19 protein-coding genes are annotated in these 24,665 nt (G+C 54.1%); 9 read left to right on the top strand and 10 right to left on the bottom strand.

What is annotated here, in order from left to right; genetic code table 11:
• Window positions 1–28: 28 nt before the first annotated feature.
• Window positions 29–2,389 carry a membrane-bound PQQ-dependent dehydrogenase, glucose/quinate/shikimate family gene (locus AAGR08_RS08905; RefSeq protein WP_345829655.1) on the bottom strand — a complete coding sequence of 787 codons (2,361 nt, stop codon included), beginning with the start codon at window positions 2,387–2,389 and terminating at the stop codon, window positions 29–31.
• A 763-nt stretch (window positions 2,390–3,152) separates the two neighbouring features.
• On the opposite strand from AAGR08_RS08905, the gene AAGR08_RS08900 reads away from it, so the two are divergent.
• Window positions 3,153–4,121 carry a GT-D fold domain-containing glycosyltransferase gene (locus tag AAGR08_RS08900; RefSeq protein ID WP_345829653.1) on the top strand — a complete coding sequence of 323 codons (969 nt, stop codon included), beginning with the start codon at window positions 3,153–3,155 and terminating at the stop codon, window positions 4,119–4,121.
• Window positions 4,122–4,203: 82 nt separating this feature from the next.
• Here the strand turns inward: AAGR08_RS08900 and AAGR08_RS08895 are convergent, their stop codons facing one another.
• Window positions 4,204–4,836, bottom strand: coding sequence for a DapH/DapD/GlmU-related protein (locus AAGR08_RS08895; protein ID WP_345829651.1), 633 nt, complete (start codon window positions 4,834–4,836; stop codon window positions 4,204–4,206).
• Window positions 4,837–4,969: 133 nt separating this feature from the next.
• Here AAGR08_RS08895 and AAGR08_RS08890 point away from each other — a divergent pair, with 133 nt between their 5' ends.
• Both AAGR08_RS08890 and AAGR08_RS08885 read left to right on the top strand, forming a co-directional pair.
• Window positions 4,970–5,872 (top strand): ParB/Srx family N-terminal domain-containing protein, encoded by a 903-nt coding sequence (locus AAGR08_RS08890; RefSeq protein ID WP_345829650.1) that lies wholly within the window; start codon window positions 4,970–4,972, stop codon window positions 5,870–5,872.
• A 56-nt stretch (window positions 5,873–5,928) separates the two neighbouring features.
• Complete coding sequence (locus AAGR08_RS08885; protein ID WP_345829648.1) at window positions 5,929–6,474, top strand: NUDIX hydrolase; 546 nt, start codon at window positions 5,929–5,931, stop codon at window positions 6,472–6,474.
• Window positions 6,475–6,591: 117 nt separating this feature from the next.
• On the opposite strand, the gene AAGR08_RS08880 is transcribed toward AAGR08_RS08885, so the two are convergent.
• Both AAGR08_RS08880 and AAGR08_RS08875 read right to left on the bottom strand, forming a co-directional pair.
• Window positions 6,592–8,985 carry a glycoside hydrolase family 31 protein gene (locus tag AAGR08_RS08880; protein ID WP_345829647.1) on the bottom strand — a complete coding sequence of 798 codons (2,394 nt, stop codon included), beginning with the start codon at window positions 8,983–8,985 and terminating at the stop codon, window positions 6,592–6,594.
• Window positions 8,986–8,999: 14 nt separating this feature from the next.
• Window positions 9,000–10,301, bottom strand: a complete 1,302-nt coding sequence (locus tag AAGR08_RS08875; protein ID WP_097097254.1) for an MFS transporter — start codon at window positions 10,299–10,301, stop codon at window positions 9,000–9,002.
• A gap of 228 nt (window positions 10,302–10,529) precedes the next feature.
• Between AAGR08_RS08875 and uxuA the strand changes: the two genes are divergently transcribed.
• The 4 genes from uxuA to AAGR08_RS08855 all read left to right on the top strand — a co-directional run bounded on the left by uxuA (window position 10,530) and on the right by AAGR08_RS08855 (window position 14,958).
• The gene (gene uxuA / locus AAGR08_RS08870; RefSeq protein WP_345829646.1) at window positions 10,530–11,735 is read left to right on the top strand and encodes a mannonate dehydratase; all 1,206 of its coding nucleotides are present in this window, start codon (window positions 10,530–10,532) and stop codon (window positions 11,733–11,735) included.
• The gene (gene uxaC / locus AAGR08_RS08865) at window positions 11,735–13,150 is read left to right on the top strand and encodes a glucuronate isomerase (protein WP_345829645.1); all 1,416 of its coding nucleotides are present in this window, start codon (window positions 11,735–11,737) and stop codon (window positions 13,148–13,150) included. The genes uxuA and uxaC overlap by 1 nt, the downstream gene beginning before the upstream one ends.
• A gap of 115 nt (window positions 13,151–13,265) precedes the next feature.
• Window positions 13,266–14,039, top strand: coding sequence for a Uxu operon transcriptional regulator (gene uxuR, locus AAGR08_RS08860; RefSeq protein ID WP_097097251.1), 774 nt, complete (start codon window positions 13,266–13,268; stop codon window positions 14,037–14,039).
• Between the two features lie 25 nt (window positions 14,040–14,064).
• Window positions 14,065–14,958: a LysR family transcriptional regulator gene (locus tag AAGR08_RS08855; protein ID WP_345829643.1), complete on the top strand. Its 894-nt coding sequence runs from the start codon at window positions 14,065–14,067 to the stop codon at window positions 14,956–14,958.
• A gap of 4 nt (window positions 14,959–14,962) precedes the next feature.
• Here AAGR08_RS08855 and AAGR08_RS08850 read toward each other — a convergent pair whose 3' ends face one another.
• The 4 genes from AAGR08_RS08850 to AAGR08_RS08835 form a co-directional block, all read right to left on the bottom strand.
• On the bottom strand, window positions 14,963–16,345 hold the full coding sequence (locus AAGR08_RS08850; protein ID WP_345829641.1) for an aminopeptidase P family protein: 1,383 nt from the start codon (window positions 16,343–16,345) through the stop codon (window positions 14,963–14,965).
• A gap of 594 nt (window positions 16,346–16,939) precedes the next feature.
• Window positions 16,940–18,232, bottom strand: coding sequence for a sorbosone dehydrogenase family protein (locus tag AAGR08_RS08845; RefSeq protein WP_097097248.1), 1,293 nt, complete (start codon window positions 18,230–18,232; stop codon window positions 16,940–16,942).
• Complete coding sequence (locus AAGR08_RS08840; RefSeq protein ID WP_097097247.1) at window positions 18,229–18,651, bottom strand: DUF2231 domain-containing protein; 423 nt, start codon at window positions 18,649–18,651, stop codon at window positions 18,229–18,231. The genes AAGR08_RS08845 and AAGR08_RS08840 overlap by 4 nt, the downstream gene beginning before the upstream one ends.
• A 176-nt stretch (window positions 18,652–18,827) precedes the next feature.
• Window positions 18,828–20,447, bottom strand: coding sequence for a peptide ABC transporter substrate-binding protein (locus AAGR08_RS08835; RefSeq protein ID WP_345829640.1), 1,620 nt, complete (start codon window positions 20,445–20,447; stop codon window positions 18,828–18,830).
• Window positions 20,448–20,654: 207 nt separating this feature from the next.
• On the opposite strand from AAGR08_RS08835, the gene mpaA reads away from it, so the two are divergent.
• Window positions 20,655–21,368 (top strand): murein tripeptide amidase MpaA, encoded by a 714-nt coding sequence (gene mpaA, locus AAGR08_RS08830; RefSeq protein ID WP_345829639.1) that lies wholly within the window; start codon window positions 20,655–20,657, stop codon window positions 21,366–21,368.
• Here mpaA and ycjG read toward each other — a convergent pair.
• The gene (gene ycjG, locus AAGR08_RS08825) at window positions 21,337–22,323 is read right to left on the bottom strand and encodes an L-Ala-D/L-Glu epimerase (protein WP_345829638.1); all 987 of its coding nucleotides are present in this window, start codon (window positions 22,321–22,323) and stop codon (window positions 21,337–21,339) included. The genes mpaA and ycjG overlap by 32 nt on opposite strands.
• A 154-nt stretch (window positions 22,324–22,477) precedes the next feature.
• Between ycjG and tpx the strand changes: the two genes are divergently transcribed.
• Window positions 22,478–22,981, top strand: coding sequence for a thiol peroxidase (tpx, locus tag AAGR08_RS08820; protein WP_345829637.1), 504 nt, complete (start codon window positions 22,478–22,480; stop codon window positions 22,979–22,981).
• A 95-nt stretch (window positions 22,982–23,076) separates the two neighbouring features.
• On the opposite strand, the gene tyrR is transcribed toward tpx, so the two are convergent.
• Window positions 23,077–24,642, bottom strand: coding sequence for a transcriptional regulator TyrR (tyrR, locus tag AAGR08_RS08815; RefSeq protein WP_097097242.1), 1,566 nt, complete (start codon window positions 24,640–24,642; stop codon window positions 23,077–23,079).
• Window positions 24,643–24,665: the final 23 nt, after the last annotated feature.

Here is a 24,665-nt window from a genome sequence, read left to right as displayed (position 1 = left end):
TGGGCGCCTTAACTCGATGTAGTCGGGGTTATTTCAAACGGAATGCCACCACGCTGTCACCCGCCTGGGTGCCAAGCGAACCGTGGCCGCCAGCGGCAATCACCACGTACTGCTTGCCGTCTTTACCCATAAAGGTAGATGGCGTGGCCTGCGCACCGGCACTCAGTTCAGTCTGCCACAGCAGTTCACCGGTGGTGCTGTCGTAAGCACGGAAGAAGTTATCCGCCGTTGCCCCATGGAACACCAAATCACCCGCCGTCAGCAACGGACCACCGTGCGCCACCATGCCCATCGGGAAACCGATTGGGAAGCGGCCAGGCAGGAAGCTGGTTTTCAGGTTTTTGGTGACGCCGACGCGGCGCAGCCATTCGGTTTTACCGGTCTTAAGATCCACACCCACCATACGGCCCCAGGGTGGAGCAACACAAGGAATGCCAAGACCAGACGCCAGCTGCTGAATGTGAATGGCATAATCACCGTGGAAGTTTTCATTCCAGTACGGCTGACCATCTTTGGTGAACAGGCGCTCGGTGGCGGTCTGCTCGCTACGTTTGATCAGATTGTATTTGTAAGCCAGACGCACTGGCGCGGCAATCAGCATTTGACGCTGCGGATCGACGGCGACAGAACCCCAGTTGAACACGCCAATGTTACCCGGGAAGATCAGCGCCCCCGCTTCGGTTGCTGGCGTCCACGGGTTACCGTCGTAGCGCAGGCTACGAAAATCCATACGGCATGACATTTGGTCAAACGGCGTGATACCCCACATTGATTTCTCGGTCAACGGCTGCGGGATAAAGTTCAGGCTGGATACCGGCTGCGTCGCGGCAAATTTCTCGCCCGCTACGCCACCTTCGGTTGAAACCTTCACCTGATTCACCGGATAAACCGGCTGGCCAGTAAGACGATTCAGCACAAACAGGTTGCCGGTTTTGGTTGGCAAAATCACCACAGGCTGCTTCTGGCCCTGATAATCGATGTCCACCAGCGAAGGCTGTGACGGATTATCGCGGTCCCACAGATCGTGGTTGGAGCTCTGATAGCGCCATTTGAAGGCACCGGTTTGCAGATCCAGCGCCACCAGCGCATCGCGGAACTTCTCGGTGTTGCTGTTTGGATCGCGTTCAATACCCACTTCATCCGGTGAAGCGTTACCAAACGGCACGTAGACCACACCATTTTTCAGGTCAGCACTCAGCGTGCCCCACGCCACTGGCGTGTCCTGCGGATAGTTCTGGCCTGCGGCGATCGGTGCGGTGTTTTCCGGGTTAGCCGGATCGAAGTTCCACACCAGACGGCCAGTTTGCACGTCATACGCGCGAATCACGCCTGACGGGTTACCGCTGTTGAAGCCGTTGTCCATCACCGAACCGCCAACGATCACCAGCTTGCCCGCCACCAGCGGTGCCGCGGTTTGCATCAGCGCATGGGGACGCACTTCACCCATATTGGCATGCAGATCAACCACACCGTTCTCACCGAAATCGGCGCACGGTTTGCCGGTATCGGCATCCAGCGCGATCAGCTGCGCGTCAGTGGTGGCATTAAAGACACGCTTACGGCAGATCGCCGGGTTGGCGGCATTCTCCTGCGCGGCAACCGGTGCGTCTTCGTAATAGCTCACGCCGCGACAGGTTTGATGCTGCTGCAGGTAAGAGCGATCTTTATTTGGCGTGAACTTCCACTTCACAGCGCCCGTTTCGGGATCGAGCGCGTGGACTTCATTATGCGGCGTACAGAAGTAGAGCATGCCATTGGCTTTCAGCGGCGTCGCTTCGAAGGTGTATTCGGTCGCATCCGCATCCTGACGCAGATCGCCGGTGTGATAAGTCCATGCGACTTCGAGGTTTTTAACGTTCTCTTTGCTGATCTGGTTCAGCGCGGAGAAACGCAGGCCATCAGAGGATCCACCGTAAGCGGTCCAGTCGTTAGCCGCGCCCTGCTCGCTATTTTGCTCGCGCGCATTGCTGATGGTGCCTTCCTGCGGAACCGGATCGTAGAAGCACAGACCAATCACCACCACAATCATGATCATCACCGTGCCGCCCAGGAAGCTATGGAAACGGCGCTCACCGCGATAGAGCGGTTTCACTACCCACGGCATTGCCAGCCACAGCCCGATCACGCCGAACAGATCGCCGCGCGGGATCCACTGCCACTTGTCAAAGCCCACTTCCCAGATAATCCAGGCCAGCGTAATCCACATCAGTACTGCATATAGCGCCAGCGCACTGCGCTGGTTGCGGAACAGTAAAATGGCGGTGATCAGTAATCCCACCGCCATCAGTGCATAAAATGCACTGCCGCCCAGCATCAGTAGCTTGCCGCCCATATACAACAAGGCAATCGCGAGGATCGCGAGCACGATGCTGGTTAGTTTGTTAACCATGCTAATCCCTCAACCTTTTTCATCAAAAAACCTCAAAAATTAACCCACATAGAATCAACAAAATTTTAACGTACGTTACTGTTAAGTAAAAACCCGTTGCCAAGTGTGTCGTTAGCTCCGCTTATGAATGTAGTTTGGCTTATCGCTGCCAGCCGCCGTTCCGCTCATAATGTGACTGAAATCACGTTTCATTTTCGTTGAGAGAATTAATCATTGATGCAAATAAACCGCATTTTTTGATAACGAAACTGCGCGTAAATGCACGGTACTGACGCATTTCCTCACCATTGATTGCGCTGCGAAACTGAGTTGTATCGCGCGCTGAAGCGATAAACTCATGCGGTTATGCATACCAGGGAAACGTTATGGAAATCACTTGATTAGCCCGCTCATTATTTTCTCGCTTTCCTTATCATGCAAAAGCGATGAACAGGTACAAAACCCGCCAGACGTACGCAGCGCGATCGTTTGGGCGAAACCATTGCGATCGGAGTTTGTATGCTTAAACATCAGATGAAATTGTTTTATTAATCAGGTTACAGTCATTGCGATTATTCCTGGCAATAATAAACGCGGTAGTATCCACAACCCCATTATTATTCATTTTCTGTTTTTTTAAACTTGCCCTGTGTTTATTGTCATTGATTAGCCTTCGGCTTGAAATATTATTTTGGGAGTTTCCTCAGCCTGCGCTGTTCGGGTAAGCGTGATATACATCACCTTACTGCTGTGCGGCTAAGCCGCTTAAAAAAAGAAGGTTATTATGATCAGCGCAGACTCCCTTTATCGTAAATTACGTTTTCCTTTTAAATTCACACATGCTGCTTTTAGGTTTCCCGTTGCTAACGCACACGCTCGTCAATATCAGGTGTTGTCACCCGAGCAAACCGTTGACCTGCTGCTCAGCAACGACAAGCTGTCCATTAGTCGCTATGGCGATGGAGAACTGGAGATGACGCTATTTAAAAATATTGGCTTCCAGGCCTTCGATGAACGTCTCTCAATTCGTCTAAAAGAGATTCTGCGTCGCGGAAGTCAGCTAAATAATCCGTGCTTATTATGTCTGCCCGATGCTTTTCGCGGCACCGGCAATATGCGTTTTGGTTCAGCCCTATTCTGGTTTTTTCATAAGGCCTTTTATTTTCGTCATTATGAAGCGTTATTAAAAAAGAATTATCTCTACGGCAATACTTCCGTGACGCGTCCATATCATGATTATAAAGATAAGCAGCAAGCGACGCGTATTTTCACTAAATTTAAGCAGCTATTTCACGACAAAAAGATATTGATAGTAGAAGGCAGCGGTACGCGCCTCGGTATCGGCAACGATTTGTTAGCCGGTGCCCGAGACATTAAGCGCATTACCACGCTTAATCGTAATGCCTTCTCGGTTTACAACGATCTTTACAGCTCGGTGCTGGCGCATGCGCGCGACTACGATATGGTGCTGATGTCGCTCGGACCTACTGCCACCGTACTGGCTTACGATCTCAGCCAGCACGGTATTCGCTGTATTGATACGGGTCATATCGATATTGAGTACGAATGGATGCGCAGTGCGGCACGTGACAAAGTGCAAGTGGCCGGTAAGAACGTTAATGAGGTGGGCATGTTGCTGAGCGATACGTCGCGCGACGCTGACGAACACTATCGCCAGCAAATTTTGCTGCATGTCGGGCTGCCACAGGATGCCGTGTTGTCAGCGATGACCATCCATCCCCCGATGGTCTGATGCACGTCACACGCCATCGCAACGACATCCATTTTGCGCTGGCGTGTGATGGCAGACGAAAACACGCTGCCGTTTTCTGCCTTCAGTTTGCATGTCGCTGGCAAAAAAGGGTGAGATCGGAAGACTGAAAGTCTGCCAGGTTGGCCATGATTTTCTCCAGCGGCCAGTGCCACCAGGCTATCGCCTGTAGCTGTGCGGCAATGTCAGCGGCGAAGCGCGCACGAATGACTTTAGCCGGAACGCCGCCGACAATGGTGTACGGCGCCACATCTTTGGTCACCACCGCCCCCGCCGCCAATACGGCACCATCGCCCACCATTACGCCCGGCAAGACAATCACACCGTGGCCAATCCACACGTCGTTGCCAATAATAACGCGGTCGGCACGACGATCGGCAAAGAAGCCCGCATCGCGCTGTGATTGTGTATCGTAATATTCCGGACAGTAGGTGAAACGGTGTTGAGAGGCACGATCCATCGGGTGATTAGGCGCACCAATACGTACCTGATTAGCTATCGCCGTAAAGCGCCCAATCTGTGCATCAGCCACGCAGCAATGTTCGCCGAGGTAGGAGAAATCGCCTAATTCGCTATATTCGAGATAGCTTTGCGCCAGCACTTCACATTGCTGACCAATGCTGGTTTCGCGCATGCGCACGCTTGGATCGATAAAGGTCTGTTGCAGTTTTGCCGGTTGCACAGCAGCAAGTGCCATAATACATGCTCCGTTGTGGTCAGATGTCTGGATAACCGGTTGCCGCGGGGCAACCGCCAGCCACAACGCTACAGCGCAAAGATGACAGTAATGCTATTGTGCGCCTCTGTGACTGGCGATTTGAGGAAATGGAATGAGAACACCCTGGTCAATTCTGGCGTTATTGTGGTCAGCCGGACAGGCTTCTGCCGCACTGCCCGCCGACATTAAAGCCGGTGACATTGTGCAAGTTCAGTTGGCGCAGCTTCATCCTACGCAGGCGGCCATTGGCTATCGCCAGTTGGATTACAAGCAACATCGTTATGAAGCCGAACCCAAAAAACTCTTTGATGATTACTGCGAAAGCATGGGGCAAAAGGGGGTCGATAAGTTTGATCGTCAATCCCGCCTCACTCAACCCAGTAGCTTCAGCTGCAAGCTGCCGGTCGGTAGCGAACCAGGCCCGATGAAAACCGCCGTAATTGCACCCGATAACACGCTTTATCTCACCGATGGCCACCATACCTTCAGTAATTTTGCCGATATCGCCGGTCTCAACACGCCGGTTCAGGTGCGCATCACTGATGACTTCCGTAGCTTGCCGACCATGTCGGCATTCTGGCAAAAGATGGAGACGGCACATCTGGTGTGGCTGGATACGCCCTCTGGTAAGGTCCAACCCGATGCGTTACCCAAAGAGCTAGGACACAAGCATATGCAAAATGATGAATATCGCTCGCTGGTCTATTTCGTGCGTGATATCGGCTTCGATAAAGAACAAAATCCGCCGCCTTTCCTTGAGTTTTACTGGGGAAAGTGGCTTGAAACCCAGCTGCCGCTTAAAACGTTTGATCTGAAAGATCGCAGTGGTTACGCCAATGCATTGAAAACAATCGCTGAGAAAATGATCAGCATCCCGAAAGAAACGGTGATTGCGCACAGCGATAGCGGACCGCTGACCGCTGAAAAGCTGGGCGCGCGTAAGAAAGTGAATGAGAAGAAGCTGGATAAGCTGGTTTCTGATAACGGCAAATTGACGTGGGCCTTTGCGCAGTAATCTCTCTTCAGGCGGAGGATCTTTCCGCCTTTTCTATTATTACGTTGGAGGATGATGTGAAAGCCGAAATCCATACGCTTGTATCTAAAGAGATTTACCGCAATCGCTGGTTAACGTTGAAAGAAGATAAAATTCAGCGGGCGGATGGCAGCGAAGGTATCTATTCGGTAATCGAAAAAGATGACTTTGTGGTCGTTCTGCCCATCGAAGATGACAGCATTTATGTGGTTGAACAGTACCGTTATCCCATTGGTGAACGCACCATTGAGTTACCTCAAGGTAGCTGGGAACTGACGCCCAATGCCGCGCCAGAAGATCTTGCCGCGGGTGAACTCTTAGAAGAAACGGGCCTGGTCGCCGGGGAGTTAAGTTATGTGGGTTATCAGAAGCTAGCTCAGGGCTACTCCGCCCAGGGCTATCACATTTATCTGGCGCGGGATCTGACGTATCAGGGACAAAATCTCGATGCGGAAGAAGTGGGTTTGACGGCGAGTAGAATGAAAACTGCCGACTTTCTGGCGTTGATCCTGGCGGGAAAAATTACCGATGCGACATCGGTGACGGCATTTCTGTTGGCCCGGGCGAAAAAGCTTATCGATTAACGCCGCCACCGCCGTTGTGGCCTGGCATTTGATGATTCTGTTGCGCATCGCTGCGCACCTTAGGAAACCGCGCGGGTCATTATCGATCGCCACGCCTGGCGATCGATAAATAACGCATTACGCAGACGCTATCTGCGCCAATACGACCTCAGCCTGCGCGCTATTCACCTCTACACCGTCAATCAACAGCTTACGCTGTTCACCTACTGGCAATGTCACTTTCAACCTCTGCCATGCCGGCTGGAAAGTGCCCTTGCGGGTAAAGGTGAGATGAATGCTCTGAGCATCGCTGCGCATTTCCCAGTTCAGCCATAGCGCATTGCCCTGCTGGTAGCCCCATGATTCGCCATCATCCTCAAACAGCATGCCGTTCGTCACGCCTTTGCCCTGTAGTGGGAACAGCTGCAGGGTGCGGCAATCGTCAGCGTTGGCATCCACATGCCGCAGGCGCTCGCTGAGCGGTAATCCCGCACCGGCTCGCACCAGCATCGGCTGCGTTTCTAACGGCGCGCCCAGCGTGACCCACTGACCGGCGCTATACCATCGCTGACTGGCAAAATCATACCAGCCGGTTTGGTTATCGGGCAGCCACAGACGACGCGTGCGCTGGCCGGGTTCGACCACGCTGGCCACCAGTAGATCGCGCCCCAGCATAAACTCATCGCATTCGGCAAACGTCTGCGCGTCCTGCTCGTGATCGAGGAAAGTTGGACGCAACATCGGCTCATCATCAGCATGAGCCTGCCACAGCAGCGTATAGAGATACGGCAGCAGACGATAACGCAGCGCAATCGCGGCGCGAATCGCAGGTGTGGCGGCCGGGTACATCCAGGGCTCATTTACGGTGCGATCGTCATTCCAGGAATGAATAGTAAAACGCGGGTGCATCACGCCGTTTTGTACCCAGCGCACAAACAGTTCGGCATCGGGCTTATCGCCAGAGAAACCGCCCACGTCATGTCCCACGTTGTACAAACCAGACAGGCTCATGCCTAATCCCATGCGAATGTTGTAGCGTAACGTGGTCCAGTTGGTGCGGTTATCACCGCTCCAGGTTTGCACGTAGCGCTGCATCCCGGCGCAGCCGGAGCGTGAAATCAGGAAAGGACGTTTTTCCGGGGCGAAACGCTGCTGCGCTTCCATAGAGGCGCGCATCATCAGCAGCGGCATCACCGGACGAATGTGTTTGATGGCAATGGGTGTGCCAAAGCCGTGGCAACGCGCCTCGCCATCCCACACCTCATATTCATTGTTATCATTCCAGGTGGAATCAATACCTTTTTCCAGCAGCTGTTTGGTGACATTTTCCTGCCACCATGCCACGGCACCAGGATGGGTAAAATCAAGATGCGACCCCTCGTCATCCCAAAACACCGAGCGCTCAGGCGCATCGGCTTCAGAATCGCGAATAAACAACCCTTGCTCTGCCACTTCGTTGTAACGCGGATGATCCTGCAACAAGCACGGTTTGATATTAGCGGCGAGGCGCAAGCCGGCATCGTGAAACGCCTGACTCATCACTTCCGGCTGTGGCACTTTGTCGTAGTTCCAGTTGAACACGTAGCGCTTGTTGTTAATGGAGGTATAACCCGATGAAAGCTGGAATGAATCACACGGAATATCATGCTCTTCACACAGATGAATGAAGTTCATCAACTGATTTTGCGCGTCTGGCGCATCCGTATAATGCATGGTTGAACCGCTGTAACCGAGGCTCCATTTCGGGCCGAACAGCGTTTTCCCGGTTAGACGCACAAAAGCCTTGGTGACATCCAGTACCTTATCAGCAACAAACAGGTAGTAATCGATGTCGCCACTCTCCGCCTGCCAGCGGCGATACGGCTGATGATAATTATCGAGCTCGTTCCCCAGATCAAACCAGCTGCTGCTGAGATTATCGTAGTAGAGACCAAAGCTGACGTTGTCGCGGCGCGTAATGGTAAAGGGCACGTGTTTGTAGAGCGGATCGGTCGAAGAAGCGTTATAGCCCATAGCATCCAGGTTGCGCATTTCATAACGCTGACCGTTGCGCTGCAAGTCGCCGCTTTTCTCACCCAGCCCATAGTAACGGTCATCAGGCATGCGGCGCTGATAGTGCGCCACGCCATCGCCGTGTGCATTGAGTTGATAGGCGCTGGTCGGGCGATCGCAGGTCAGCAGCTGCCACGCGCCGGCGCCGTCGCAATATTGCCACTCCAGCGCCAGCGGCTGATGCACGATTACGCGTAGCTTATCGGTGGCGATCACCAGCGTGCTGCCCTCCTCCTCAAGCGTAAAGCCCGGCAGTGAGAAGCCCGCCAGACTGTCACGCTGACGCCCTTCCCACGGCACATCACTCTGCGGCGCAATGCTCCATGTTCTGTCGAGGGTATAGGCGCCCTGACGTTTAATCGCCACGCGAAACATCCCCGATTCCAGCACATACAGGCAGAGCGTGTGTTTACCGTCGACGGTCAGCGCCACATGATGCGCATCAGAGCCAGCTAAAGACCAATTTTTTAACGTTTTCATCGTTACCTACTTATTCAGGCGCGCTGTGCGCGACGTTCAGCAATAAAAGCAATCAGGAATACCGCACCGATCAGGTCAAAAAAGCCCATGGCGACAAACAGTGGATTAAAACCGATGGTGTCAGCAGTGACGCCGATCAGCAGCGAGAACAGGAAACTGGAGATCCAGGCAAACGAACCGCGCATACCGTTGACGGTTGCCATCTGCCCTTTATCAAACTTCTCTACCACCAGCGCGCTCAGCATGCAGGAGATGATTTGATGACCGAAACCGCCAATTGAGATCAGCGCGATAGCAACATAGGGATCTTTGGTGACCGCCACCATCGCCAGCGACAGCATCAGAAATGCACCGGTCACCGAGCTTGCCACCACGGAGTTAACCTGAGTAAAACCAAAAATTTTGGTGTAAAGGCGGGTCAAATAACCGCTGGCCGCGCTGCCTAAATCAGCGGCGAGGAACGGCAGCCAGGCGAACATGGCGATCTGCTTCAGGTCCATGCCCAACTCTTTCGCCAGATAAAGCGGCACCCAGAAACTCAGCACGCCCCAGGCGGGTTCCGCCATAAAGGCGGGAATGGCGATCCCGTAGAAGCGTTTGTTTTTCGACACGGTTTTCAACGCGGTAAAGAAAGGCAGTTTTACCGCCGGTGGCTCGTTGTCCTGACGAATAAATGCCAGTTCGGACGCCTGCAGATTGGGATGCTGCTCAGGGTCGCGATAGAACAGCCACCACAGCACCACCCAGCCCAGCGCCAGACAGCCCGTGAATAAGAACGCCCCCTGCCAGCCAAAGGAAGCGTGAGCGAAGTAGATAATCGGCGGTGCCAGCATCGCGCCGATGGAGAAACCTACCCCCGCCCAACCGGCGGCAATTGGGCGCTCTTTTTTTGGAAACCACTCGCCTATAACTTTCGCGTTAGCCGGCGTGGCTGCCGCTTCTGCGCCCCCCATCACAAACCGCAGAATCGCTAAATGCACCCAGCTGGCCGCCCCCGCGTGAAACAAGCAGGCCAGTGCCCAAATGGAGGCACAAATGAGAAAGCCGAGCTTGAGGCCAATGACATCGATCAGCCAGCCACAAAGGGGCTGAAAGAAGGTGTACGCCAGCTGGAATGCGCCGACAATCCACGAATATTGTTCGGTGGTGATGCCGAGACTGGTTTTGAGTTCGGGCGCCAGAATGCCTAACGAGTTACGGGTGATGTAGTTGACCGTAACGCCTGCTAAGAACAGCACCAGCACCCACCAGCGCAGATTGCGCCAGGTGCGTTTGGTGCCTGCAGCGGTTATGCCTGGATTTAAACTGCGGTTCATCGGCCTCTCCATATTGAGTCATTTCTCATCATTCGCCATGAGTGAAACACAGTTGTGGAAAGTGGTCGCCAGCGTGATGTCGCATTTGTGATCTGGTTAACCAAAATCACTCACTAGGTTGACTTAATTCCACAAAGAGCAGAGTTTTAACCGCTAACGGCGTGATTAATGATGAGTGAAACACGCTAAATGACTATATTGGTCAACCACATTTAGTGAGGTAACAACATGAAGCAGACCTGGCGCTGGTATGGCCCAAACGATCCAGTCTCTCTTGCCGATGCGCGCCAGGCTGGCGCAACCGGCATCGTCACGGCGCTGCATCACATCCCCAATGGCGAAGTGTGGTCAGTGGCAGAAATCCAGCAGCGTAAAGCGCTGGTTGAAGCCGCAGGCCTGGTGTGGTCGGTAGTTGAAAGCGTGCCGATTCACGAAGAGATCAAAACCGGCAGCGGCCGCTGTCAGCACTGGATCAGCAACTATCAGCAGTCGCTGCGCAATCTGGCGCAGTGCGGCATTACCACCGTGTGCTACAACTTCATGCCGATTCTTGACTGGACGCGCACCGATCTCGAATACCTGCTGCCGGATGGTGCCAAAGCGCTGCGCTTTGATCAGATTGAGTTTGCGGTGTTTGAACTGCATATCTTGCAGCGCCCCGGTGCGGAGCGGGATTACAGTGCACAAGAGATTGCCGAGGCCGCCGAGCGCTTTGGGCAGATGAGCGAACAACACCGCGAACGCCTGACGCGCAACATTATCGCCGGATTACCCGGTGCTGAAGAAGGTTATACGCTGGACCAATTTCGCGCGCAGCTGGCACGCTATGACGGCATCGGTAAAGCTGAACTACGTGAGAATTTTGCCAGGTTCCTGCGGGCGATTATTGCCGTTGCCGAGGAAGTGGGCGTGCGCATGGCGGTACATCCGGACGATCCGCCCCGCCCGATTCTCGGCTTGCCGCGCATCGTATCCAATGCCGACGATTTGCAGTGGATGATTGATATCGTTAGCAGTCCGGCCAATGGTTTCACCCTGTGTACCGGTTCGTATGGCGTGCTGGCAGAAAATGATTTAGCCGGTATGGTGAAACGCTTTGGCCCACGCATCTACTTTGCGCATCTGCGTTCGACAAAGCGTGAAGAGAATCCAAAGAGCTTCCATGAGGCGGCGCATCTGGGTGGCGATGTCGATATGTTTGCCGTGATTAAAGCGATTGCCGAAGAGGAGCATCGTCGCAAAGCAGCCGGTCAGGAAGATGTTATCCCGATGCGCCCCGATCACGGTCACCAGATGCTGGATGACCTAAAGAAGAAAACCAATCCCGGCTATTCGGCGATTGGTCGATTGAAAGGGCTGGCTGAGATTCGCGGCGTTGAGCTGGCGATTCATCGCGCCTATTTTGACACAGCGGCGAATCAGGGAGCCCGGTAATGCGCTTTATGGATGAGGATTTTCTGCTGCAAAGTGACACCGCGCGGCGTTTATATCATGATTTCGCGGCTGACATGCCAATCTACGATTACCACTGCCACCTGAATCCGCAGGAGATTGCGGAAGATCGGCGCTTCGCCAATCTCGGCCAGATTTGGCTGGAAGGCGATCACTATAAATGGCGCGCGCTGCGTGCGGCGGGCATAGATGAATCCTTGATCACCGGCAAGCACACCAGCGATTACGATAAGTATCTCGCCTGGGCGCATACCGTGCCGAAGACGCTGGGAAATCCGCTCTATCACTGGACCCACCTTGAACTGCGCCGGCCGTTTGGCATCACTGATACGCTGTTCGGCCCGGACACCGCGCCTGACATCTGGCACCGCTGTGCCGAAAAGCTGGCGCTGCCTGAATTTTCCGCGCGCGGTATTATGCGCCAGATGAAGGTGCGTATGGTCGGCACCACCGACGATCCGGTCGATTCACTACGCTACCATCGCCAGATCGCCGATGACGCCAGCATTGATATTGAGGTCGCGCCGAGCTGGCGTCCGGACAAGGTGTTTAAAATTGAGCTGGACGGCTTCGTCGCCTATCTGGGGCAGCTGGAAGCGGCAGCGGATATCGCCATCGATAGCGTCGAGGCGTTGCGCCGTGCCCTGTTGCGCCGCCTCGATCACTTCTCTGCCCACGGCTGCCGCGCATCGGATCACGGCATCGAAACCCTGCGCTTTGCGCCGGTGCCAGCAGATAACGTACTCGACGCAATCCTGGAGAAACGTCGCTGCGGTAATCAGCTGGATGAACTGGAAATCGCACAATTTAGCACGGCGATATTGGTGTGGCTCGGCAGTGAATATGCCCGCCGCGGCTGGGTGATGCAGCTGCACATTGGCGCCATCCGTAATAACAGTACGCGCATGTTCCGCCTGCTGGGGCCAGATAGCGGTTTTGATTCAATTGGCGATAATAATATTGCCTGGCCGCTGGCGCGCCTGCTGGATGCGATGGACATCGACGATTGCTTACCAAAAACCATTCTGTACTGCCTCAATCCGCGTGATAACGAAGTGCTGGCGACCATGGCCGGTAACTTCCAGGGCGCAGGCATGGCTGGCAAAGTGCAGTTTGGTTCTGGTTGGTGGTTCAACGATCAGCGCGATGGCATGCTGCGTCAGTTGGAACAGCTGTCACAAATTGGCTTACTTAGCCAGTTTGTCGGTATGTTGACCGATTCGCGTAGTTTCCTCTCCTACACGCGACACGAATATTTTCGCCGCATTATGTGTAATTTGCTGGCGCAGTGGGTTAAGGACGGGATAGTACCTGCGGATGAGCCAATGCTGGGTGGCATGATCCGCGATATCTGTTTCAACAATGCCAGGCGCTATTTTTCCCTGAACACGGCGTGAGAGCAGCCTGTGATACGTGGTCCAGGCCGATTCTTATTCACTATGTTATAGTGCGCGCCTCTGAGCTCGCCAGCCTCAGAGGTTGTGAATCCCTTAACGCAAAGAAAAGAGCACAATGAAAACTCCAACTTCAGCTCAGCGTCCGTATCAGGAAGTGGGCGAAATGCTACGTAATATGATTACGCAAAAGCAGTACGCCGTTGGTCAACGGTTGCCGCCGGAACGTGAACTTGCAGCACTGCTCGACGTGACGCGCACGTTAGTGCGTGAAGCTCTGATCATGCTGGAGCTGGAAGGGTTAATTGAGGTGCGTCGGGGTGCTGGTATTTATGTGATTCACGACACCCCGCCACACCCGGCATCATCACAAAAAGCCAGTAACGATGCGGGGCCGTTTGAGATGCTGCAGGCGCGTCAGCTGCTGGAGAGTAATATTGCCGAATTTGCTGCGCTGCAGGCGACGCGTGAAGACATCATGAAAATGCGCCAGGCGCTGGAACTGGAAGAAAAAGAGCTGGCCTCTGGCGCGGTTAACCAAAGTGAAAATGGCGATCGCAATTTCCATTTGGCGATTGCTGAAGCCACGCACAACAGCATGCTGGTTGAGCTGTTTAAGCAATCCTGGCAGTGGCGCGAAGATAATGTGATGTGGAGCCAGCTGCATCGCCATCTGATTAACAACGATTACCGTAAGCAGTGGCTCGACGATCACAAGAAGATCCTCGCTACGCTGGTCAAAAAAGATGCACGCGCCGCTAAACAGGCAATGTGGGAACATCTTGAGAACGTGAAGCAGCGGCTGCTGGAGTTTTCGGACGTCGACGATATCGATTTCGATGGCTACCTGTTTGAATCCTGGCCTTTGTACGTCACCCGAAATCCTAATTAAGAGCGTAATCGAAAAGGTCAACCACATGCTTCGGGAAAACTTTAACGACCTCATCTATTTAATCATGGTGGCGCGCGAATGTAGCTTTACCCGTGCCGCAGCAAAATTAGGCGTTTCACAATCTGCATTGAGCCATTCAATTCGCGGTCTGGAAGAGCGTTTAAACACGCGACTCTTAACGCGCACTACCCGCAGCGTGGCGCCTACCGAAGCCGGTGATAACTTAATAAAAAGCGTTGCACCGATGATGGCTGACATTGAAAAGGCCCTGCTGCAACTGACCGACAATCAAAACAGGCCCTCGGGGAATATTCGCATTACCGCCGGGGAGCATGCGTTGTCCTCAACCTTATGGCCGCTGCTTAAACCGTTTGTGCAGGCTTATCCAGAGGTTAACGTTGAACTTTCGGTTGACAATACGTTAACGGATATCGTAAGTGGCCGTTTCGATGCGGGAGTACGGCTGGGTGAAAGCATTGAAAAAGATATGGTGGCGGTGAGGATCGGCCCAGACTGGAAAATGGTTGCCGTGGCTGCACCGGAATATCTGCAAAAAAACGGAATCCCCGCCACACCTTACGAATTGCAGAACCACAACTGTATCAACATGCGCCTTCCCACGCTGGGCGGTTTATACAGCTGGGAATTCAGCAAAGCGGGCAAAGCGATTCGCGTGAAAGTGGATGGACAACTTATTTTTAATCATCTGGCGTCGCGTATTGATGCCGTGCTTGCTGGCATGGGCATTGCCTTTGTGCCAGAAGATACCGTTAGCAAACACATCGCCAGCGGCGAATTGCAAACGGTCCTGGATGACTGGTGCGAACCGTTTAGCGGATATTATCTTTATTACCCCAGCCGCAAACAGCACACCGCCGCATTTGAGAAATTAATCGAAGCCATAAAATACAAAGGTTAAGGTTTTATCTCTCCACGCTCAGCGCCTGATGCTTCGCCAAAAAGAACGGCCTCAAATAGGCCACGCTATTCGACAGCGGTAATACATCTGCGCTGAGCTGAATGCCAATCACCTCTCGCAAATAACGACGGCGGGTCTCAATACGCTGCCACAGTGCCGGATAGGCATGACGAATCTCCACTTGTAACGCCGTATCAGCCAGCGCTACGCACTCTTCCGCGCTCGCGCCGCTGTAACCCGCAACCGCGGGGATAATATCAATCTGGAGCATCATGCCGCTTTTCAGCACTTCAACCGAACGCGGATAAATCGGCGATGACATCCACTCTTCATCCGCCACCAGATGTCCGGGATTAAGATGCCAGCCGAAATGCTGCTTCGGCAAAACCTGCTCAATAAGATCGTAAAGCATGCCACCGCGGGTTCCGACGCGAATATTTTCCAGCCAGGCAACCACGGCGCCAAAGTAGGGTTTTGCGATGCGATCCAGATAATCGGACTGGCTTTGCGGCAGTTCACCCGCTTCAGCGATGACAAAACCGCTGCGACTTGAGAGGCCACCTTTGAAACCGGTGGTAAGTGAAAGCGGATCGCCGCGCTGTATTTTTTTATAGGTTGGATAGAGATTCGCGTTAGCGAAACGACTGCCGGTCGCCGCAATAGTTACCACCGAGTGGGATTGCCCTTCGCCACTCAGTAGTGCGCCCAGCTCGGTTTCACGTACGCCAACCTCAATGGCATTGAGCGCATCCAGCATACAGTTCGACGCGAGGTTGGCACCATATTCGTAATGGGCTATTTCGTTCGCATTACAGGTGGTTCTGGCACCGTGATCGCCAATAAAAAGGTGGACGGCATTTTCCAGCACCGCGTCATCTTTCATCGTCCGTTTTATGGCATCAACGATGAAATATGGCAAATCAAAGAGTGTGTGACCATTTCCCGCTGCGGGCGTGAACATCTTCCATCCCACCAGCCCAACCTTGTTGCTGTTATTTAAGCCCGCATCAGCGAAAAGCTGTTCCAGCGGAACTTCATTCTCCATCGGCTGATTGGGCAGTGAGAAGAAAGGCGTGTGCACCAGCGAAGCCGCTACGCGTGAGAAACGTGCCAGCTTGAGGTTTTCGTTGCCTAATACCAGCGTGCAGCGTCCGGACTGGTCCAGCAGTAACAGCCCCTCTTCGAAACGCGGAATAAATCCGGTGAGATACTCGAAATTACTCCCATGTTCCTTGTCCGCGTAAATCACCAGGCTATCAAAACCCTGCCGTTTCATGCCTGCCAGAAGCGTATTTTTTCGTTTTAGCAGGGTGTCATCGGAGAGAGAGACCGGCTCAACGTCACTAAACTTCACCGGCGCGGTGAGGGGGCCAAATTTGATTGCCATGATGCGTTTCCTCGCAGTGCAAATAGTTGCCTGAGATAGTAGCGTCTTTTGCCGGGCAGGATTTTGATGCAAACGAAAAAAGGCGGAGGGGTGAGCTCCGCCTTGTTTCAAGTTCCGGTCAGTGCGCCTGACCGGTCAGTTGCAAAAGGGCAACGATGATTTGCAAGATGACCCGGACTAAGTCCAGTAGCAATCGAACAATTTCCATCACTTTCCTTCTCCTCTGACAGGAGCGCGCCTTTCAGCCGCCGGGGCTTTGACTCCACCCGCCGACGGCCTAAGCACATTGTGTGAGGAGTGCTGAGCGGCTCTCATTGTGAAAGCCACAGGCCAGCACCACCTGAAACCTGCCGGGATTTGACTATCCGCGCCCCTGGAGTCATCAGAAAAACAATGAGGCTTCGCTCGTCACTCAACACCTGTATAACCATACAGTATTATTGCAAAACTTGAAATATCTCGCCGCACATTTTATTATCGCCTGTGTGAGGAGTGCTGAGCACCCCGTTCGCAGCGCGGTTACCAGCCGGTTTGCGAACATAAAAAAAAGGATTTGGCGTTTAAGCCAAATCCTTTTTTATTATCTGCGATGCATTACCGCGCGGAACTGATACGCCAGATAGCGTTGCCCGCATCATCCGCAATCAACACGCCGCCTTGCTGATCGGTGGCTAAGCCAACCGGTAAGCCTCGCACCTGCTTTTGATCGTCGGTGAGGAAGCCTGTCACCACCGGCTGTGGCTGCCCTACCGGCTTCCCGTCTTCGAACTTGACCCACACCACCTGATAGCCGTTAAGCGGCGTGCGGTTCCAGCTGCCGTGTTCGCTGATAAACGCTCCGCCACGATACTGCGGCATGTTATCTGCGCCATAGAACAACAGGCCGAGCGGTGCGACATGCGAGCTGAGTGCATAATCCGGTTTAATCGCTTTCTCAACCAGATCCGGCCTTTGCGGCTGCGCGCGCTCATCGACGTGTTGACCATAATAGCTGTACGGCCAGCCGTAGAAGCCTTTATCCTGCACCGACGTCATATAATCCGGCACCAGATCCGAGCCAATCTCATCACGCTCATTCACCACCGCCCACAGCTTGCCGCTCTGCGGTTCCCATTGTAAGCCGGTTGGGTTGCGCAGGCCGCTGGCGTAGATACGACTGGCACCGCTCGCCGCATCCACCTCCAGCACCGCCGCGCGGCGATACTCCTCGCCGATACCATTTTCCGTCACGTTGCTGTTTGAACCTACCCCGACATACAGCTTGCTGCCGTCAGGGCTGGCAAGCAGCGATTTCGTCCAGTGATGATTAATCGGTCCGCCCGGCAGTTCTGTGACCTCTACGGGCGGCGTGCGTATCTCGGTTTGCCCGGTTTCGTAAGGGAACTTCACCAGACTATCGGCGTTCGCCACATACAACGTGTTACCAACCAGCTGCATACCAAACGGCGCCGTGAGGTTTTCAATAAAGCGATGCTGCTCCCATTTTCCGTTCACGTTGCGCAGCAGCGTTATGCGATTGCCACCCTCACCGCCTTTGCCTGAGGCTTTCTGCACAAGGCCCATGATCAGCTGCTTAGGCGCGGTGGTAGGCTTTGGCGTACCATTCGATTCCGCCACCAGTACATCATTATTAGGCAGAACCAGTACCTGACGCGGGTGTTGCAGCCGATCGGCGATCTTCTCGATCTTCAGCCCATCCGCCACTTTCGGCATTTCGCCGGCTTTCCACGGCGTGCCTTCCGGCACCTGCATTGGCGGCATAAAGAAGTTCTGCGCCTGCGGCAGTTCAGGGTTAGCACCAATTTGCTTTTGCGGATCGATCAGTGCCCCGTCATCACAGGCACTGAGCAACATCGCGAGCGTTATCGCGCTAAGTACGTATTTCATGCGCGACCTCCTTGTGTACGGCGATCTCGCAGCACCAGCTGCACGTTAGCGATCAGCAACAGCGCGACCACCAGCGTCGAGAGCGTGACGCCCATGGGCACCACAGCATACGCATCACGGCTATGAATAAAGGCGTTCACCACCGCCAGCACGATAGCCAGCAGCGACAGCCAGAAATGGGTCTTTTCATTCGACCTGGCCCCGCGAAATAAATAAACCAGGCTAATTAAACGTGGCAGGATGGCCAACACCAGACCGATAGCAATCAGCCAGCTGGCGGATTTGGTCCACATGATGACGAAGGTTTGCAGATAGAGGATATCGAAAAACCAGGCCGCAACGAAAAAGCCCAGCGGCAGCGGTTCTAGCAATGTGTAGAGCGTCACGCCGAACACCGATCTTCCTGAGGTATAGAACATTACTCTCTCCCTTTTACCGTATTATCATCAGATGGCGTACGCGGTTCGCTTTATTGCAACAACGTGCCACCACCTGTGAAATATTAGTAAAGATAAACAGTAACGTTTAACACTTATCTAACTTTTTAAAAATGATGACTTATCTGCCGTCAAAGGTTCTCGGCGGCTTAGCGATATCAGTGCTTTTCAATCCACAGTTCGCGGCTATACGCCACGTCTTCTGGATTGGTGATCGGATAACCTTTCACCCACGGCTTTATCAAACGTCCATTGGTGTATTGATAGATCGGAGCAATGGGTGCCTGATCGGCAATGATCTGTTCGGCTTTGTTGTAGTCAGCGTTGCGTGCCGCCACACTGGTTTCCCTACTCGCTTTCGTGAGCACCGCGTCATAATCGCCGCTGTGGAAGCGCGCGATATTGCCGCTATGAGTGGAAGTCAGCAAACTGAGGAAGGTCGATGGCTCGTTGTAATCGCCCACCCACGACGCGCGAATCACATCGAAACTGCCGCTATTACGGCTATCGATATAGGTCTTCCACTCCTGATTTTGCAAGGTGACGTCCACGCCAAGATTCTTCTTCCACATCGACGCCACGGCAATCGCGATTTTCTGATGGCTTTCAGAAGTGTTGTACAGCAGCGTCAAATGCAGCGGTTTACCCGGCCCATAACCCGCCGCCGTCAATAACGCTTTGGCCTGGGCATTGAGCTCCTGCTGACTGTGCTGTTGCAAATAACTTTGCTGTGGCGTGAAGCCAGCGGTGACATCCGGCGTAAAATGCCAGGCCGGTTTCTCACCGGTGCCCAGTACTTTCTCGGCGATAATACGGCGATCGATGCTCCACGACAGCGCCTTACGTACGCGCACATCCGCGGTCGGCCCTTTCTCAGTATTAAATGCGTAATAATAGGTACCGAGCTGATCCGGCGTGTAAACCTGGCCAGGTAACTCTTTCCTCAGCAGCGCGTACATATTTTTGGGGAAGGATTCAGTGATATCGATATCATTGGCGCGATAACGCTTGGTGGCGCTCGACTCTTCGTTAATCGGCAGGAACGTGACCTTGGTCAGTACCGACTCTTTGTCATCCCAGTAATGGCTGTTACGTACCAGTACGATTTTTTCATTCACCACGCGTTCCTGCAGCTGATAAGCCCCATTTCCCACCAGCTTGCCCGGCGAAGTCCAACTATCGCCCTCTTTTTCTAACACTTTTTGCGAGACCGGGTACGTCGCGGCGTTGGCGACCATGCTCGGGAACCACGGCACGGGACGTGACAATGTCACCTTGAGATGTGTTGCATCGGTAGCGGTCACGCCAAGTTTATCGGCGCTCATCTGCCCTTTGGTGATGGCTTCCGCATTCTCAATACCGCTTAGCGCAGCAAACCAGGCAAAAGGTGAACTGTTCTTTGGCTCAACTAAACGCTGCCAGCTATACACAAAATCCTGCGCGGTGACCGGCTCGCCATTTGACCAGCGCGCCTCTTTACGCAAGGTGAAGATCCACGTTTTGTTATCGTTGCTGCTCCAGCTTTGTGCCACCCCCGGCACGATTTTGCCATGGGCATCCTGATTCGTCAGTCCTTCGAACAAGTCGCGCATGACCTGAATTTCCGGCAGGCCTACCGCCTTCATCGGATCCAGTGAAGCGGGCTCATCTTTAATATGGCGGACGATTTCCTGCGAGCTAGCCAACTGTGCACCCGGCGGAATGTTGGCGGCAAATGCGGGTGAAACTGCGCTGGTGACGACTAAGGCAGCCAGCGTCTTGCGGAACGTTAATTTCATTACCACTCCTTAACCCGTAAAAACGGCGACAGCAAACAGGATTATGTCGCCAGCAACTTTCGGCACTTTATCGCAAATCGCTGATTGATATATAGCTATTTCCCTGCGTGCTGTTTACCGTTATGTTGAGGCTGGATTGCCGGTCACATTTTTCTTGCGCGCCAGAACGCTTTTGGCGGAGTTGGAAGCATTTCAATGAGGAACCTTATGTCGTCATACCATCCGCGTCCGCTGCGCGGCAAGCTGGACGCCGTCTGGCAACAATACGGGCAATCGGTGCTGGGCACGCCGCTGCTGTGGTTTCCCGCCCCGGCCGCTGATGCAGAAAGTGGGCTCATTATCGCCGGTACACACGGCGACGAGAATGCCGCCATCGCCACGTTATCCGGCGCGATGCGTACCCTGCCGGACTCGCTGCGCCGCCATCACGTGATTCTGGCGGTGAATCCTGACGGCTGTCAGCTGGGGCTGCGCGCCAACGCTAATGGCGTCGATCTCAACCGTAACTTCCCTGCCGCTAACTGGCAGAGCGGCGACACGGTGTATCGCTGGAACAGCGAAGCGGATGAGCGTGATGTCGTGCTCTCAACGGGATCGGGGCCGTCATCCGAGCCTGAAACCCGCGCGCTGTGTCAGCTGATCCATCAGATCAAACCAAGCTGGGTGGTTTCCTGGCATGAACCGCTCGCCTGCATTGACGATCCTCATCACAGCGAGTTAGCGCAGTGGCTGGCGCAGCAAACGGCGTTGCCGGTTGTCAGCAGCGTTGGGTATGCCACGCAGGGCTCGTTTGGCAGCTGGTGCGACGATCTCGGTCTGCTGTGCATCACCGCCGAAATGCCGCCGATTTCGGTGGACGAAGCCACCGAAGTTTACCTCGAAGCGATGATTAATCTGCTGCGCTGGCAGCCAGCGGCTTAAGTACGCCGTGCGTGAAATGCAGCGACGGTTCAACATCGGCAGCCAGCCAGGTTGGGCCGTCCAAATCCGCAAATGTCGCCCGTGACGTCAGCGGTAATGCCGCACGAATTGCCCGTGATGTGCACAGCATACAGCCGAGCATAATGGCAAATCCCTGCTCACGAGCGGCATCGACCAGCGCCAGCGCCTCGGTTAAACCGCCGGTTTTGTCCAGCTTGATGTTCACCATCTCATAGCGCCCTTTTAGCTGGGGCAAACTCTCACGGGTATGGCAGCTTTCATCAGCACAGATCGGCAAGGGATGGATAAAGTTACCGAGTGCGTCGTCCTGTGCCGCAGATAGCGGCTGCTCAAGCATGGCGATGTTCAAATCGGCCAGCAATTGGCAGCGAGCCGCCAATCCCTCGGCATGCCAGGATTCATTCGCATCAACAATCAGCGTGGCATCCGGTACCGCGGAGCGAATCGCCACCAGACGTTCGCTGATGAGATGGTCATCCATTTTGATCTTTAGCAGACGCGCACCATGTTGCCAGAGCGCCTGCGCGCTGCTGGCCATCGCATCCGGGGTATCAATGCTGATGGTATGCGCGGTGGTGATTTCCTTAGCCAGTGCAACGTCACACAATTCCTCCAGGCTTTTGCTCTGCTGCTGCCGCTCTAAGTCCCACAAGGCGCAGTCGATAGCATTACGCGCTGCACCCGCAGGTAACGCCTGCTGCAAGGCTTCACGCGTCATGCCGCTCTGCAGCGCACTCAACTGCGAGGCAATCTGTTTCAATACCGAGGCTTCGCTTTCGCCGTAACGCAGATAAGGCGTGGCTTCACCCACCCCTTTGATGCCGTTCTGCTCAATTTCCACCACCACCACATGCGCCTCGGTGCGGCTGCCGCGCGAAATAACAAACGGCGAATGGAGCGGCCAGGCTTCCGGATAACTCTTCACTGTTCTCATTCTTTCTCCTTAAATCCGCATGTTAATTGCGAGCCGGCTCGATTATCGCCCGGAAAGGCGCTCGTAAACCCTTAAAAATTATGTCATAAACAAACGCTATATCTGTTCTGACGCGGCTAAAGTCAGATATTCACTTGTTAAAAAAGGAAATCGTATGTCTCAGACTGTTCACTTCCAGGGTAGTCCGGTACCTGTTGCAGGTCACTTCCCGCAGGCTGGCGAGCAAGCAAAGCCTTTCAACCTGGTCGCCAAAGATCTCAGTGATGTCTCCCTTGCTAAGTATGCAGGCAAACGTAAAGTTCTGAACATTTTCCCAAGCATCGATACTGGCGTGTGCGCCGCATCGGTGCGTAAGTTTAACCAACGCTCGGGTGAAGCGGACAATACCGTTGTACTCTGCATTTCGGCAGATCTGCCTTTTGCGCAGTCACGCTTCTGCGGTGCGGAGAACGTCAGCAATGTAATCACGCTCTCTTCACTGCGTGGTGCTGAGTTCAAAGAAAACTATGGCGTGGCGATTGCTGATGGCCCGTTAAAAGGCCTGACCGCGCGTGCTGTGGTGGTGCTGGATGAAAACGATAAAGTGATTTACAGCGAATTGGTGAACGAAATCACCGAAGAGCCAAACTATGATGCGGCGCTGGCTGCGTTGAAGTAATTTTTTGTATTAAAAACGCCGCCCTATTGAGGCGGCGTTTTTAGTGTGCGCGCCTATCAATGCGCGCCTTGCTGCCACATCATCGCGGCCAGCGGCTACTCGCTCTCGGTGCGCTTCTGCCCCAATCCATACTCACGCAACTTATTAGCGATTGCGGTATGCGATACGCCCAGGCGTTTGGCCAGTTTGCGTGTGCTGGGATAGGAGAGATACAGACGCGTGAGCACCGAACGTTCAAAGCGACTGGTAATGTCATCCAGCGATCCTTCCATCGCCTCTTCGCCCAGCGACACATCCAGCGCCTGCTCCGGTAACACAATATCCTGCGGTCCCAGTTCGTAACCTTCCAGCTGCGTCAGCGCGCGATACAGCGCATTTTTTAGCTGCCGCACGTTACCCGGCCAGTTGTAGCGAGTTAGAAACGGTGCCAGCTGCGATGACAGGCGTGGACGCGGTAATCCCTGCTCATCGGCAAAGCGCGCCACAAACATTTCCGTTAGCGGCAGGATATCCAGCGGACGTTCACGCAGCGGCGGTAGATTCAGCGTCAGCACATTCAAACGATAGAACAGATCTTCACGAAATTCGCCGCGTTGTACCAACTCAATCAGGTTCTTCTGCGTGGCGCAGATCACGCGCACATCAACATGCACTTCATGCTCTTCACCCACGCGGCGGAACGTCCCATCATTGAGAAAGCGCAGCAGTTTGGTCTGCATGCGTGGCGACATTTCGCCAATCTCATCCAGCAATACCGAGCCGCCGTTGGCCTGCTCAAAGAACCCTTTTTTGCCTTCCAGTGCATTAGGATACGCGCCCGCTGCGTGGCCAAACAGTTCGCTTTCAGCCACATCATCCGGCAACGAGGCGCAGTTAAGCGCGAGGAAAGGTTTTTTACCCCGCGCGCTACGCAAGTGGCAGGCGCGCGCCAGCATATCTTTGCCGGTGCCGGTATCGCCCACGATCAGCAGCGGAGCATCGTGCATCGCCAGTTTGCGTGCTTGATCGATCACCTGACGCATTTTTGGCGTTACCGCCACAATATGATCGAATTCTGATTCGTCAGTGACGGTGAGGTTTTGCAGCTGTCGCCCCATGCGCGCCGTTGATTTCAGCGTAATCATCGCGCCGACCGGCAGATCGCTCTGGCCCTCTTCTTCTGCCAGATAAATTGGCCGCGCTTCCATCAGGAAATCGCGTCCCTGTATCACCACATGCTGCGCCTGAGCATCAACCCGCTCATTCTCCAGCCAGCGCTGGAAGTTGAAGCCGGTGATTAGCGTGCCAACGTTTTGATTACGCAGCTTCTGTTCATCAAGCGTGAAAAGGTTTTGTGCCGCGGGATTCGCCAGCTCGACCTTGCCTTTTAGATCGATCGACAACACCGGCTCCGGCATCGCCACCAGCAGCGCGCTCAATGCACGATGTTCGCGTTCAGATGGCATAAACGAGACGGTGCGCACATCTGTCACGCCAGGTGTACGACGAATTTCCGCCATCAGATTGCTGAAGGGTTCAAACTCCAGCGCGGTAAAATTGAGGTAAATGCGGCCGAGTGGCGCAATTTCGATGCCGCGCAGGTCAATATTGCGGGCAACTAACAGGTCGAGCAACTCGCGCGCCAGACCGATTCGGTCCTGGCAGAAAACTTCCAAACGCATTGCGATGAGCCTTAGTCAGGTTT

This window comes from Pantoea sp. BRR-3P, assembly GCF_039621635.1.
Classification (GTDB): domain Bacteria; phylum Pseudomonadota; class Gammaproteobacteria; order Enterobacterales; family Enterobacteriaceae; genus Pantoea; species Pantoea floridensis.
The sequence above is the reverse complement of the archived record's forward strand: the minus strand, read 5'-3'. Positions and strand labels throughout refer to the sequence as shown.

Coding starts and splice junctions, on each gene's coding strand:
- ycjG (WP_345829638.1), bottom strand. CDS start 22,323: ATGAGAACAGTGAAGAGTTATCCGGAAGCCTGGCCGCTCCATTCGCCG.
- tpx (WP_345829637.1), top strand. CDS start 22,478: ATGTCTCAGACTGTTCACTTCCAGGGTAGTCCGGTACCTGTTGCAGGT.
- uxuR (WP_097097251.1), top strand. CDS start 13,266: ATGAAAACTCCAACTTCAGCTCAGCGTCCGTATCAGGAAGTGGGCGAA.
- tyrR (WP_097097242.1), bottom strand. CDS start 24,642: ATGCGTTTGGAAGTTTTCTGCCAGGACCGAATCGGTCTGGCGCGCGAG.
- AAGR08_RS08845 (WP_097097248.1), bottom strand. CDS start 18,232: ATGAAATACGTACTTAGCGCGATAACGCTCGCGATGTTGCTCAGTGCC.
- AAGR08_RS08890 (WP_345829650.1), top strand. CDS start 4,970: ATGAGAACACCCTGGTCAATTCTGGCGTTATTGTGGTCAGCCGGACAG.
- AAGR08_RS08875 (WP_097097254.1), bottom strand. CDS start 10,301: ATGAACCGCAGTTTAAATCCAGGCATAACCGCTGCAGGCACCAAACGC.
- AAGR08_RS08835 (WP_345829640.1), bottom strand. CDS start 20,447: ATGAAATTAACGTTCCGCAAGACGCTGGCTGCCTTAGTCGTCACCAGC.
- AAGR08_RS08850 (WP_345829641.1), bottom strand. CDS start 16,345: ATGGCAATCAAATTTGGCCCCCTCACCGCGCCGGTGAAGTTTAGTGAC.
- uxaC (WP_345829645.1), top strand. CDS start 11,735: ATGCGCTTTATGGATGAGGATTTTCTGCTGCAAAGTGACACCGCGCGG.
- uxuA (WP_345829646.1), top strand. CDS start 10,530: ATGAAGCAGACCTGGCGCTGGTATGGCCCAAACGATCCAGTCTCTCTT.
- AAGR08_RS08895 (WP_345829651.1), bottom strand. CDS start 4,836: ATGGCACTTGCTGCTGTGCAACCGGCAAAACTGCAACAGACCTTTATC.
- AAGR08_RS08840 (WP_097097247.1), bottom strand. CDS start 18,651: ATGTTCTATACCTCAGGAAGATCGGTGTTCGGCGTGACGCTCTACACA.
- AAGR08_RS08855 (WP_345829643.1), top strand. CDS start 14,065: ATGCTTCGGGAAAACTTTAACGACCTCATCTATTTAATCATGGTGGCG.
- AAGR08_RS08880 (WP_345829647.1), bottom strand. CDS start 8,985: ATGAAAACGTTAAAAAATTGGTCTTTAGCTGGCTCTGATGCGCATCAT.
- mpaA (WP_345829639.1), top strand. CDS start 20,655: ATGTCGTCATACCATCCGCGTCCGCTGCGCGGCAAGCTGGACGCCGTC.
- AAGR08_RS08905 (WP_345829655.1), bottom strand. CDS start 2,389: ATGGTTAACAAACTAACCAGCATCGTGCTCGCGATCCTCGCGATTGCC.
- AAGR08_RS08900 (WP_345829653.1), top strand. CDS start 3,153: ATGATCAGCGCAGACTCCCTTTATCGTAAATTACGTTTTCCTTTTAAA.